This is a genomic window from uncultured Marixanthomonas sp. (assembly GCF_963974425.1).
Classification (GTDB): Bacteria; Bacteroidota; Bacteroidia; order Flavobacteriales; family Flavobacteriaceae; genus Marixanthomonas.
This window is the reverse complement of record NZ_CAXBCK010000001.1, coordinates 133170-145996: the sequence shown is the minus strand read 5'-3', so window position 1 is coordinate 145996 and position 12827 is coordinate 133170. Positions and strand designations below refer to the sequence as shown.

8 protein-coding genes are annotated in these 12827 nt (G+C 34.8%); 3 read left to right on the top strand and 5 right to left on the bottom strand.

Annotated elements, in window-relative coordinates:
- Positions 1–3: 3 nt before the first annotated feature.
- A complete protein-coding gene (gene nhaA / locus AACZ92_RS00580) occupies positions 4–1323 on the bottom strand; it encodes a Na+/H+ antiporter NhaA (RefSeq protein ID WP_339695668.1) in 1320 nt (439 codons plus the stop codon).
- A 317-nt stretch (positions 1324–1640) separates the two neighbouring features.
- On the opposite strand from nhaA, the gene AACZ92_RS00575 reads away from it, so the two are divergent.
- Complete coding sequence (locus AACZ92_RS00575; RefSeq protein WP_339695666.1) at positions 1641–2507, top strand: cupin-like domain-containing protein; 867 nt, start codon at positions 1641–1643, stop codon at positions 2505–2507.
- Positions 2508–2585: 78 nt separating this feature from the next.
- Here AACZ92_RS00575 and AACZ92_RS00570 read toward each other — a convergent pair whose 3' ends face one another.
- Both AACZ92_RS00570 and AACZ92_RS00565 read right to left on the bottom strand, forming a co-directional pair.
- Complete coding sequence (locus AACZ92_RS00570) at positions 2586–4829, bottom strand: inorganic phosphate transporter (protein WP_339695663.1); 2244 nt, start codon at positions 4827–4829, stop codon at positions 2586–2588.
- 76 nt (positions 4830–4905) lie between these two features.
- Positions 4906–6132, bottom strand: a complete 1227-nt coding sequence (locus AACZ92_RS00565; RefSeq protein ID WP_339695660.1) for a porin — start codon at positions 6130–6132, stop codon at positions 4906–4908.
- 414 nt (positions 6133–6546) lie between these two features.
- Here AACZ92_RS00565 and AACZ92_RS00560 point away from each other — a divergent pair, with 414 nt between their 5' ends.
- Positions 6547–6918 carry a nicotinic acid mononucleotide adenyltransferase gene (locus tag AACZ92_RS00560; protein WP_339695658.1) on the top strand — a complete coding sequence of 124 codons (372 nt, stop codon included), beginning with the start codon at positions 6547–6549 and terminating at the stop codon, positions 6916–6918.
- A 73-nt stretch (positions 6919–6991) separates the two neighbouring features.
- Here AACZ92_RS00560 and AACZ92_RS00555 read toward each other — a convergent pair whose 3' ends face one another.
- Complete coding sequence (locus tag AACZ92_RS00555) at positions 6992–9820, bottom strand: TonB-dependent receptor (RefSeq protein ID WP_339695656.1); 2829 nt, start codon at positions 9818–9820, stop codon at positions 6992–6994.
- Positions 9821–9904: 84 nt separating this feature from the next.
- Positions 9905–11179, bottom strand: coding sequence for a hypothetical protein (locus AACZ92_RS00550; protein WP_339695653.1), 1275 nt, complete (start codon positions 11177–11179; stop codon positions 9905–9907).
- Positions 11180–11364: 185 nt separating this feature from the next.
- Between AACZ92_RS00550 and AACZ92_RS00545 the strand changes: the two genes are divergently transcribed.
- Positions 11365–12705, top strand: coding sequence for a deoxyguanosinetriphosphate triphosphohydrolase (locus AACZ92_RS00545; protein ID WP_339695751.1), 1341 nt, complete (start codon positions 11365–11367; stop codon positions 12703–12705).
- The last annotated feature ends 122 nt before the right edge of the window (positions 12706–12827 follow it).

Below are 12827 nucleotides of genomic sequence, written 5' to 3'. Positions count from 1 at the left end.
CAATTAATGAGGGGCAGCAGCCTTTTCTTTCTCTTTCTTTTTAAGCTGAATATGTAAAATTATATAACCCGTTATACCTGCAACTACAGTTCCTAATAATATACCAATTTTAGAGGTTGTTAATAAATCGTCTGAGCGGAATGCTAATTCGGCTATAAAGAGTGACATGGTAAAGCCTACCCCTCCTAAAAAGCTAACTCCAATAATTTGTTTAAAATTTATTCCTGTAGGTAATACAGCAATTTTTAACTTATAAGCTAAATAGCTAAAGAGAGAAATCCCAATTACTTTCCCTGCAACCATAGCAATGGCTATTTGCGAGATAAGCTGTGTTTCACTTAATGAATCAAAGTTGATGGTGATTCCAGCATTAGCGAGTGCAAATATGGGCATTATAACAATGGCTACCCAACCGCTAAGACCATTTTCCAATTGTTGCATAGGGGTTTGTACACGGTCGGTTATCAGGTTTATTTTATCAACAGCATCTTGTTGTTCGTCCGATAAGACAATTCTTTTAACTTTTGTTTTCTTAAAAAGGGTGAGGGATTCTCGTATTTCTTCAAAAAAGTTATCTAAATTCATATTCCTGCTCGAAGGAATTACCAATGCCAATAAAACCCCTGCAATTGTTGGGTGAATTCCAGACTTTAAGAAAAGTATCCACACTGCAATACCACAGATAAGTAATAAGTATTTTGAATGAAACTTTTTGTAAGCTAAAAAAGCTAAAAAAGTCAAAATGCCAAGCGCAATAAATAAATAAGAAAGATGCATCTCATGGCTGTAAAAAGTTGCAATTACTAAAATGGCTCCTATATCATCGATAATGGCGAAGGTTGTCAGGAATATTTTTAATCCTAAGGGTACACGCTTACCTAGTAAATTGAGTATTCCCAGTGAAAAAGCAATGTCTGTTGCCATAGGGATACCCCATCCCGAAGCACCACGGTCTTGATCGTGTAGCAATAAGAAAATAGCAATGGGTACTACAATACCTCCCAAAGCCGCAAAAATAGGCATAGAAGCCTTTCGCATGGTGGTAAGTTCGCCATCGAGAATTTCACGTTTTATTTCCAAGCCTACGTAGAAAAAGAAGATGGTCATTAGTCCATCATTAACCCATAGGTATAGCGGTTTTTCAATAATAAAATCTGTATTGCTAAAACCAATGGCAAAAGTTTCACTCCAGAAAGTATGGTAGCTTTCGTGCCAAGGTGAGTTTGCCCAAACCAAAGCAATAACCGTAAATAAAAGTAGGATATAACTACCCGATGTTGAGCTGTTTATAAACGTTTCGACGGGGTTTTTAGCTATTCTCAAATTAGTAAGGTGTTTATTTGTGTTTTTAAAGCTATAAAGTTATAAAATGTGATTCTGTTTAAGTATTAAAAATATGTCAATCTTTAATATATATTAAAATATCACCTCATTGGCAATTTAATACATTGCATAGGGTTTCTGAAGAAAAACTCACTAACTTTCTATTCGGCACCCTGCCTTTTTATACCAACTATACATATAGGTGTGTGTGTAAAGAAACATTTAATCTCACAAAAGGGAAGGCCTTCACAAAGTAAACTTTTCTTTAAGAAAACCTTTCGGCTAAGTTTTGTAGTTTTGTCGTTTTCAGATTATTTATGCAATTACAAGAAATAGATAGAGTCGAGACAATTTCAAAAAAAGACTTTATTTCAAAATATTTTAAGCCTCAAAAACCAGTAGTTATCGAACGTTTTGTTGAAGATTGGCCTGCCTTTAAAAAGTGGGACTTAGATTACATGGCCAACGTTGCGGGAGACAAAGAGGTGCCGCTTTATGACGATAGACCAGTTAGCCATGAAGATGGGTTTAACGAGCCGCACGCTACTATGAAAATGAGCGAGTATATCGATTTGCTTAAAAAAGAACCTACCAAATACCGTATTTTTCTGTGGAATGTCTTAAAAGAAGTACCTGAACTACAGAAAGACTATTCATATCCAGATTTTGGTGTTAAATTAATGAAAGGACTTCCTATGCTTTTCTTTGGTGGGGAAGACAGTTATACCTTTATGCATTACGATATTGATCTGGCTAATATTTTCCATTTTCATTTCCATGGAAAAAAAGAAGTGATCTTATTTGATCAAAAACAGAACGACTATTTATATAAAATTCCTCATTCACTAATAACTCGTGAGGATATCAATTTTGCAGATCCAGATTATAATAAATGGCCTGCTCTAAAAAAAGCAAAAGGTTTTAAAGCGCATTTAGAGCACGGTAATGTTTTATATATGCCTGAGGGCTATTGGCACTATATGCGATATATAACACCTGGGTTCTCTATGAGTTTACGCGCTATTGCAAGAAACCCCAAAAACTTAGGAAAAGCCATTTACAACATCGTTATTATGCGTCATTTTGATACGCTAATGCGAAAATTGAAAGGGCAAGATTGGATTGATCAAAAAAATAGAAAAGCGATTACCAAAACACATAACAAACTTGGGATAGACCGGTAATCGAGATGTTATATAAACAAAAAAAAGCCTTTTACAAATTTTGTAGAAGGCTCTTTTTATTTCTGAAGGAATATAATACTATGCTTTTTTGTAGCTTATATAATACTCTTCCATTAAGTTCATTAAAGCGGTAATCAAATCTTTTGTCTCTAACAGTAAACTGAAGTATAACGCCGTGTTTTTAGGACTCGACTCTTCGGTTCTGGTTCTAGCTATCTGTTTTTCAATTTTATCTGAAACATGTGTAAACAGATCTTGTTTTTTATCCAATACCATTTCAATTTTCTCTATTTCAAGATCTTTAAAAATAGATTCAATTTCAACAAAGAGGTCTTGAAGGGATTGATCAATTTCTTGAAGGTCCTTAATTTGATTAAATCGTAACGCTTTGTGATTGTTATTTACGTGCTTATAGCTCGCTTTAGAAATAAACTCAAGCGATTGGGCTACATCTTGTAAATACCCTAAAATAATAATGTAAAAGTTACTTCCTCGAACGCTTTTTTCATCTAGATCTTTAATGAAATAGAAAATATTATCGCGTAGTTCATCAATTTCATCATTCAGTTTTTTAACTCCTTTTTTACTCTTTTTAAGTTTAGAGGTGTCCTGTTTTGCTAATCCTCGTAACATATCAGAATAAATCTTATTGCTTCGGTGTACTACTTTTGCAATATTATCTGCACTTTCTTGAATGATACCCTGTACGGTATTGCTTTCGGTTTTCTTAAGTCCGGTTTCATCCATTATGGCGTTGCTTTTCTTTTTATAAGAAAGGTAATTTCTAACCAAAAGAAGTACAGCTAACATTAGTAGGATAGCTATAGCGACTCCTTTTCCTAAAAAGATAAGGTATGCTAACGTTCCGGCAGCCACAAAGGCACTAAACGCTGTAAAAAACCATCCGCCAATTACATTAAGTACTCCAGCAACTCGATAAACAGCACTTTCTCGTCCCCAAGCTCTATCGGCTAAAGAAGTACCCATAGCAACCATAAAGGTTACGTATGTTGTAGATAAAGGTAGTTTCATAGAAGTAGCTATTGAGATAAGTACTCCTGCCACGACTAAGTTAATAGAAGCACGAATCATATCAAAAGCTGGCAACTCGTATGTTCTGTGTTTTGGTAATTCTACCACAGGTTTTTCAAACCGTGCGTTTATGGTTTTTGTGGTAGCACTTGGTAATATATAATTTAATCCTTGCGAAATTCTTGAAGTACCTTTTACTACTATTCTAGACAGCATATTAGGTTGAAATTTTTCATGACCTTCCCCTTGTCTAGATAAACCAATTTCGGTTTCAGCAACCCCTCGTGCTTTTTTAGAAAACCAAAGGGTGAGTACCATTACACCTCCAGCAATAAAGAGAAGGAATGGCTCTGCAGGAACTTTTTCTGAAAGCACAGTCATAGAGAAAGTAGAGGCAGATTCGCCTGAGGCAGACCAAGCTTCATATGAATGAAATGCTGCCATAGGTACACCAATAAAGTTTACTAAGTCATTTCCTGAGAAAGCGAGTGCTAAACCAAAGGTACCTATTGCAATTACGATAATAAGTATGCTTTTCTTGAACAGTTTCATAAAGAGAAAAGAAAAGAGTGTCCAGAAAATAAAGCTTCCTCCAACAAAGTAAAGCTCGTTCCCTTCTACTACCTCTTTAAAATCTCCGTAGTAAGGGGTTCCTTTCAATCCTTTCATAAAGATGAAATATCCAATAGCAGTTAGGGCAACACCACCAAACAAAGCACCAAAATTTTTGATTCTCTTTTCATAGTGGAAAGAGAAAACTAAACGTGATAACCATTGCACTACGGCACCGACTGAAAAGGCAATAATTACCGAGAGTAAAATACCCAGAATAATTTCGGTGGCTTTTGCAGTGTTTATGTATTTACCTAAGTCTGCCCAAGTTTCAGTTTCATTAGCACCAATTTTTATTAACGACATCACCACGGCGGCTCCTAATAATTCAAAAACAATAGAAACGGTTGTGGATGTTGGTAAACCAAGCGTATTGAAAAAATCGAGCAAGAGTATGTCAGTTATCATAACTGCCATAAAAATGATCATGATTTCTTCAAAGTAGAATTGGCCGGGCTCAAAAATACCTTTTCTAGCTACTTCCATCATTCCACTAGAGAACACAGCACCGATAAATATACCAATACTTGCAATAATCATAATTGATTTAAATGATATGGCTTTAGAACCGATGGCCGAGTTAAGAAAATTAACGGCGTCGTTACTAACTCCTACAACAAGATCGGCCACGGCAAGTACTGCCAATGCTACGATCATTAATAAGTATATGTTTTCCATTTTCTTTAATTAAAGTGGTGCAAATCTCTTAATTTAATTGCCTTTTATTGTTACCAAATTGTTATCTATTAAAGTGCTAAAAGTGAAGGTCAAACCCAATACGAAAAGCCAAAGGACCTTTCTCATTTTCAACAGTGTTATAACTAAAGTCACTTTGAACCTTTAGTTTATGACCTACAATATATTTAGATATTCCTATTGTGTATTGTTCTTGGTTTTGTGTTTTAGTTATCTCATCAAAACTTAGAGAGGTAAAGCGTCCGGCAAGCTCATAATTATTTTTAAAAAGATAACCAGCTTGAAGGTTTAAAGCATTTCCTACTAGAACAACATCGTTAGTCGGGTTTCCGTCCTCATCTAAAGCAACTGAACCATCGACTTCTGTCGCAATAGGATTGTCAGCATCCCTATTGGAAAATTCGCCCATAAAAGAGAAGCCTTTGTATTTAAACATAGCATCTACAAATACAGTTGAAATATCTGTCTCGTAAAAACCGGTACTAGTTTGCATATAGCTTCCTTGGTTGCTTCTTGTCTTTACAGCGTTATCATTATAATCATAGGCTGCGCCTATCATTAATTTTGGGGTTTGTTCACGCTTTAAATCACTTTGTACATATTCAGTGCCATTAGTAAAGTCTCCAAAAGGGAAAAGCTCTAATCTTCCAGTATATTGATGGCCACCCAAGTTGCCTGAGGTAATGTTTCTGCCCTCTCCTTGTGAAAGTGCAAATTTCTCACGTAGAATAATTTTTTCTGAAAATTTAATTTTGTGGTGCAACTGGATACCTAAATCGCGGTCTACGTTAAAATCACGGTTTAACAAGGATCGATTTATTAACTGAAGGTTCCCTGATGAGACTATTCGTTCTAAGTTACCAGGAAGCTTGGTTTGTCCGGCCCATAATTCAAAATTTTCATAGAAATTCCACATAAGGACGGCATCCAAGATGTATCGTGGAGCATCGCTAGTAAATTGATTTCCACCAGATATATCACGACTAGAAAGCCCTAGCTCAATTTTGTATTTCAGTTTGGGGGAATAAGCGAAACCATCAAACTTTAATCGAGCTCTTCTAATCAAAAATTTTTGATCTGGCTTTGTATACTGTTCTCCATTGTGATCCCAAGTAGAAAGTGCCCTAAATTGAATGCGAGGGGCAAACTTAACACTCCATGAACTGTCTTTGGCCACAAGGTTAAGTAGCCCATCTCCATAAGAAGTGTTAGTGGTGTCTTGAGCATTTGCCTTTAAAATAAAGACAAATAGTGCCACAAGCAATGCTATATAGCGTAGCTTCATTTAAATCGTTTATTAAGTTTTTGTCGCTGCAAAGAACATAATTCAATGTTAAGATAACGTTTCGTGAATATTAATTTAATATAATACTATTTTTAAATTTAATCACAAAAAAAAGCTGCCTGATCAGGGCAGCTCATACACTTAAAAAAATCTAGTCGACAAAAACTTAAACGATTTATTATAGGTGTAAATTAGTCTATAGACGCAACAAAATAATAACTCTAATGTGGCTTACGCATCATGCTAATATTATCAAATTATTATTTCAGTATTGATTCCAATGTTAAGTTTTAATGTATAAAATACTGATTATAAGCATATTGTTGTTTCAATGTAAATTTAATGTTAAGTAAACATTTAATTAATGTAAAATATATTGTATATTTGGTATATAGATTTAAAAAAAAGAATATTATGAAAAATATAATCACACTTTTAGCTTTAGTAGCGATAGTAGCAATAGGTACAGCTCAAGAAAAAAATAATAAGGATAAGTATGTGCTTACTGGATTGGACGGTAATGTTGTTGAGGCAACCTTGTATCACGATAATGGTGTAGTGGCACAAACAGGTTTTTATACCTTAGATAATAAATTACAAGGTAAATGGGTAAGTTATGACACTAACGGAAACAAAACAGCTATTGCAGAATATGACAAAGGAAAAAAAGTAGGATCTTGGGTTTTCTTTCAAGGGGAGACTATTAGAGAAGTTACTTATATGAATTCTAAAATTGCAAAAGTGAACACTTTTAAAAAGGATAACACGCAGATTGTTTCCAACTAGAGTTTAAAACAATAAAATAAAAAAGCCCGACAGTTTAAACCTGTCGGGCTTTTTTAGCAGCTTATTTATTATTCTAAAACCGAATACTATAAGAAAGGCTAATTTCTTGTCCTGGGTTCCACTTAGAATAAATTTGATCTTCTCCACCAAAAGATTGGTAAACACTTTCTACGTCGTCATCCAATAAATTTTCAAATTGTAAACTAATTGTAGAATTTTTGTTTTCACCGAATGTTTTAGAAAGATTCAACTTAACATTATGGAATGGTAGCGTAAATACATCGGCTACATCACCTGCACCTACAATTTGTAGTGTTTTACCTTGTGTATTGTAAAACAAACCACCTTGCCAGCCACTGTCGTCATTGTTGTAATTAAGTCCAATATTAATTAAGTAAGGAGATTGACCTTGAAGTTGACGTGTATCGTCTAGTGTTTCACCTTCTCTAAGGTTATCAAGTCTTCCTTCTCTTTCATCATCACTGTAATCTTGTTGTGATTCTATTAATGAAAAATTGGCGTTGAATGAAAGGTCTTGAAGCCCATCAATAAAGCCAAGGTTTTTTCGAACCTCAATTTCTCCTCCAAAAACATTAGCGTCTCCAAGGTTTAAAGGAGTGTACTGTCCATATGCTCTTCTAATAAATGAAAGTTCAATGGGATCATTAAATGATTTATAGAAACCACTTAATGCGAAGAAATCACTGTTTTCACCATATTTTTCAAATCGTAGGTCAAAATTATTGATATAACTAGGCTGTAGGTCAATGTTACCAATAAAAGTGGTACTACTAATAGGATCGAAAATTTCAGCTAATGAAGCTTCTTTAAATGAAGGTCTTGCGGTAGTACGTGCGTATGAAGCTCGTATTTTTTCATTGCCATCTTCATCAAGGTCAAAGATTAAATTTGCTGAAGGGAAAAAGTCTGACTTATCTAAAATAGTAGCATCAACTAACTCTGTTCCATTTTGGTTTTCTCCAGTGTAGATTAAATCGAATTTTTCAAAACGAACTCCTAAAATAGCATTAAACCAACTAGTAACTTTAAACTCTTCTGAAAGATAACCTGCAGCAACAGATACTTCAGAATCATATGAATCTGAATCGTTTGAGTCATCTCTAATATAAAAACCACTATTGGTAGTTGGATCATACACATTCTCATCATCTAGAATTAAATTAGGGTTTCCGCCTAAAGAAGCCGATGGAAAGTTTAAGAATGGAATTGCAAATTTAACTACTTCAAAATCACGTTGCTTATATGTGTAAGCACCACCAAATTTTACTTTAGCATCGTAACCAAATAGGGTGTGCTTTTTTTCAATATCTAATTTTCCAGCTAAATTTATTTCTTCTAAATTTCTATAAAACCTTGAAGGTAAGCCAGACTCACTAGGTTCGATTGTGAAAATTTCTTCACCTGTTTGAGAGTTAGTAGAAACTCTAAAAGGCGTTACTCTAAAATCTTTATCGTCAATTCGGGCTATAGTAGGGGATAATTTCCATTCAATAGTCCAATCATTTTCACTTCCCAGCGAGTGTTTTCCACTTAATAGACCATTGGTTATAGCTCTTTCAGTGTAAATTAAATTATCCTTCTTTACGTTATTGCTACTTATAATAAAGTTACTTTGTCTAAAGATTGATGCTTCAGATTCTCCATTTTGGATATGAAGTACGTTAAATCTATATTTAGATTTTTCAGTTTTAAAAGACAATCCAGCTAAACCGCTAATTAATACATTGTTGTTACCTACTTCTCCATTTTGGGTTCTATCAGCAAGTAGTTCAAAGTTAGATTTATCGGTTTCATCTTTTCTGTATATCTGGCCATCAACATACTCATCATAGTATTTAGTTTCATTTTTATAAGATAATGAAGCTAAAAACCCAAGTTTGTTATCACCAATTTCATATTGATTACCAGCTGTGGCCGATAATTTAAAATCCATCAAACTTTGTTCACGTTGTGCAGCCAAGGTAGGGTTAAAACGTTGTGTTATAACTTGCGCAACTTCACCATTTTGTTGTGGTAATGGCACATCTTGATTAGGAGCCAGTGGGTTATCTCTCAAGCCATCATCAAAACCTAAAAAGTCGGTGTTACTTTTATCAGATACTAAATAATTATCCTGAAAGTGGAAATCTGAATTATAACTTGCTCCTATAGATAAACTATACTCTTCTCGGCTTGGGATGTCTTTTGTTACAATATCAACAACACCACCAGTAAAATCTGCAGGTTGATCTGCTGTAGCCGATTTAACAACTAAAATATTTTCTAGTATTTGGGTAGGGAAAATGTCAAGTTGCAATGTATTTCTGTCTGGGTCAAGACCTGGAACATCTACTCCGTTTAAAATAGATTTTGTGTACCGGTCGCCAAGCCCTCTTACATATACAAATTTTCCACCTTGAATAGAAACACCTGGTACATTTTTAACAGCATTTGCTACACTACTAGCTCCTGTTTTTTTAATACTTTCAAGAGACAGACCATCCATTAAATTAACTGAATTTTTCTGTAAGCTAAGTACAGCTGCTTCAGTGTTTTTTCGGGCAGTTGTAGTAATTATTACCTCGTCTAGTTGACCAGCACTTGCTTGTAGCGTTACATTAACAGCAGTAGATTCGTTTTCAGAAATAATAATATCTGTTATTTCTTTAGTTTGATATCCAACAAACGAAAAAACCAATGTATAGGTACCTGGTTTTAAATCTAATGTGTATTTGCCTTCAAAATCTGATGTTGTTCCTGTTTGGGTTCCTTTAATTACAACATTTGCAAATGGAAGGACATCGTTGTACTCTCCATCATTTATGGTACCGTTTACAGAACCTGTTTGACTAAAGGCTAATTCTGCTAAAAAAAGTAATACTACTAGTAACGTATTTTTCATAACTATTATTTATAAAACTTGCCCGCTTTGTTTAAAGCGAGCAAGTTGGCTAATTATATGAGAACAAAAATTTAATCAATCGAATTAAAGTGCTCCTTTAGAGCTTGCGAATGTCCAAGAGAATACAGACATATTAGCACCACCACTAGTTCCTTGTGAGGTCCAGTTAGCAGCTCTTTCGCTAAAAGAAGGGTTTAAAATTATTAAGTCTTCAAATACGTCATTTTCATCATTTTCATCATCACAGTTTTCAATACAACCTCCTTTTTCAACGAATACAGTATTATCAGCTCCATTAAGTATCCAATTTTGGAATACTATTTTTCCATCTAAATAGTTTTGAGAAACTACATTGTTGTCTAATTCTACATCTGAAGAAGTTTTAAAACCTGTTGCGTAAACGTTACGTACAGTTCCCATTGCATTATCTCTAAAATCTGCGTACTCACCATTTTCGGTTGTAGTATTTCCAACTAAAGTAAGACCGTCAATAGTAAAGCTACCTTCTAGTGAACCTGCAGGACCGTCAATTTCAAGACCGTGGTCAGAAATATCGCCCAGAACTACTGCAGCATTAGATATAGTACCTGAGTAAGCTTCGTCAATATCAAGACCATCATCACCTTGTGCCCATACCAATAGGTTAGAAGAGTTTACTGAACCTCCAAACCATTCGATACCGTCATCTACATTCCCTACCACTTCAATGTTTGAAACTGTTGTTCCTGTACCTACACCACCTAAAGTAAGACCGTTAATTTCATTTCCTTCACCAATTAAAGCTCCACCGTGACGGATAGAAATGTAGTTAAGCGTTCCTGAATCATCAGAATCATCATTACCACCATATAATCCATTTCTGTCACTAGCAGGAATCCCTTCAATTTGGTTTTCTGTAGCATCACCAGATAGAGATGCTCTAGCATTTCCTAAAACAATTACACCACCCCAAAGGCCACGATCACTTTCGCTTAGGTTAGTACCAGCAGTTTGTCCTAATTCAATATTATCAGTTATTGAAGTAAATATTATCGGGTTGCTAGCTGACCCATTAGCTTCAATGTTTGCATTTCTTGCAATAATTAAAACAGAAGCATTTGAATCTTGACCAGTTTCGGCTTTAATTATTGTTCCTGGATCAATTGTTAAAGTTGCTCCATTAGTTACAGTAACACGACCGTCTAAAGTCCATATTACATCGTTAGTTAATGTGAAATCTTCAGTAATTTGGCCTGTAAGTACAGAGTTTACAGGAGTTGGATCATCATCCACTGCGATTGGATCATTATCATCACTGCTACAGCCAACAAATAATATTGTTGCTGTAATCGTTATACAAGAAAGAAAGAATTTTTTCATTTTTTAATCTATTTTTTAGTTTTATTTAGTGCCACAAAGAAACTCACATACTGTAAAGCTGGTGTTAACTAGTCATTACTAATTTGTCATAAGAAAGTTATCTTAATGTTAATTGCTTAACATTGCCTTTTCACTTTGCACGGTGTGGTCAAAATAGTATCTTGCAAGTAAAACTCTGTGTTATGATGCAATGGGAAAAACTACTCTCACTTAAACGCCAAGGCGATACCAATAAGCGACTACGGATGGAACAAGACGAAACTCGTTTAGGTTTTGAAGTAGATTATGATCGTGTTATCTTTTCTTCTGCCTTTAGAAGCTTACAGGATAAAACCCAAGTTATTCCGCTTTCTCAAACATCATTTGTACACACGCGTTTAACACATAGCTTGGAAGTTTCTGTGGTCGGTCGGTCATTAGGGAGGCAAGTAGGGAAGGCTATTCTTGAAAAACACCCACAGCTTAAAAAAACACATGGATATCAGTTTAACGATTTTGGTGCTATTGTAGCAGCAGCAGCGTTAGCACACGATATTGGTAACCCGCCTTTTGGTCATAGTGGTGAAAAAGCGATTGGCGATTATTTTTTAAATGGAAGAGGAAGGCGTTTCAAAGAAAAGTTAACCCCAAAAGAATACCAAGATTTGGTAGACTTTGAAGGAAATGCTAATGGATTCAAAATATTAACGGAAACTAAAAATGGCGTTGATGGAGGGTTACGCTTATCGTACGCAACCTTAGGTGCTTTTACAAAATATCCTAAAGAATCCCTGCCGAAGAAACCTACTAACCACATAGCAGATAAAAAGTATGGCGTGTTTCAATCTGAAAAAGACTCTTTTAAAGAAGTTGCTGAAGAATTAGGGTTGCTGAAACGTGGTGAAGATAATAATATGAGCTATTACCGTCACCCCTTAGCGTATTTGGTTGAAGCGGCCGATGACATTTGTTATACCATTATCGATTTTGAAGACGGTATTAACCTTGGTTTAATAGAAGAGGAGTTTGCGTTAGAATATCTAATCAACTTAGTAAAAAACACGATTAACACTGAAAAATACCATAACCTAAAACAAAGCTCTGATCGGTTGGCATATTTACGTTCTTTGGCAATCAATACATTGATAACCGAAGCAGTTGAGGTTTTTTTAAAGCACGAAGAAGATATTTTACAAGGCGAATTCTCCCAGGCATTGTTGGATAAAAGTCGATACCAAGCACAGATAAATGATATTATTAAAATTAGTATCGAAAAAGTATACCAAAGCAAAGAAGTGGTGGAGAAAGAAATAGCTGGCTACAAAGTGCTGGAAACTTTAATAGACACCTTTACAACCTCCGTTGAGCGTGTAGTTAGCGGTGAAGAAAGACATTACGATCGCTTGATTTTGAAAAATTTCAACAACACTATATCTGAAAAAGAATCGCTTTATAAAACTATTTTAGCCGCTTGCCATTATGTGTCAAGGCTAACAGATGGTAAATCGTTGCAGCTTTTTGATAGAGTACGTGGGGATTTTAAATAGAACTTAAAACTTTTAATTTATCAATTCCATTTTAGATTACTAATTTTCAGATATAATATTAAAATTAAACATCTAGTCGTGTTAACGGATAATAAAGTGAAAGAGTTGCCTAGTATGCCCCA

Coding starts and splice junctions, on each gene's coding strand:
- AACZ92_RS00575 (WP_339695666.1), top strand. CDS start 1,641: ATGCAATTACAAGAAATAGATAGAGTCGAGACAATTTCAAAAAAAGAC.
- AACZ92_RS00570 (WP_339695663.1), bottom strand. CDS start 4,829: ATGGAAAACATATACTTATTAATGATCGTAGCATTGGCAGTACTTGCC.
- AACZ92_RS00565 (WP_339695660.1), bottom strand. CDS start 6,132: ATGAAGCTACGCTATATAGCATTGCTTGTGGCACTATTTGTCTTTATT.
- AACZ92_RS00560 (WP_339695658.1), top strand. CDS start 6,547: ATGAAAAATATAATCACACTTTTAGCTTTAGTAGCGATAGTAGCAATA.
- AACZ92_RS00555 (WP_339695656.1), bottom strand. CDS start 9,820: ATGAAAAATACGTTACTAGTAGTATTACTTTTTTTAGCAGAATTAGCC.
- AACZ92_RS00550 (WP_339695653.1), bottom strand. CDS start 11,179: ATGAAAAAATTCTTTCTTTCTTGTATAACGATTACAGCAACAATATTA.
- AACZ92_RS00545 (WP_339695751.1), top strand. CDS start 11,365: ATGCAATGGGAAAAACTACTCTCACTTAAACGCCAAGGCGATACCAAT.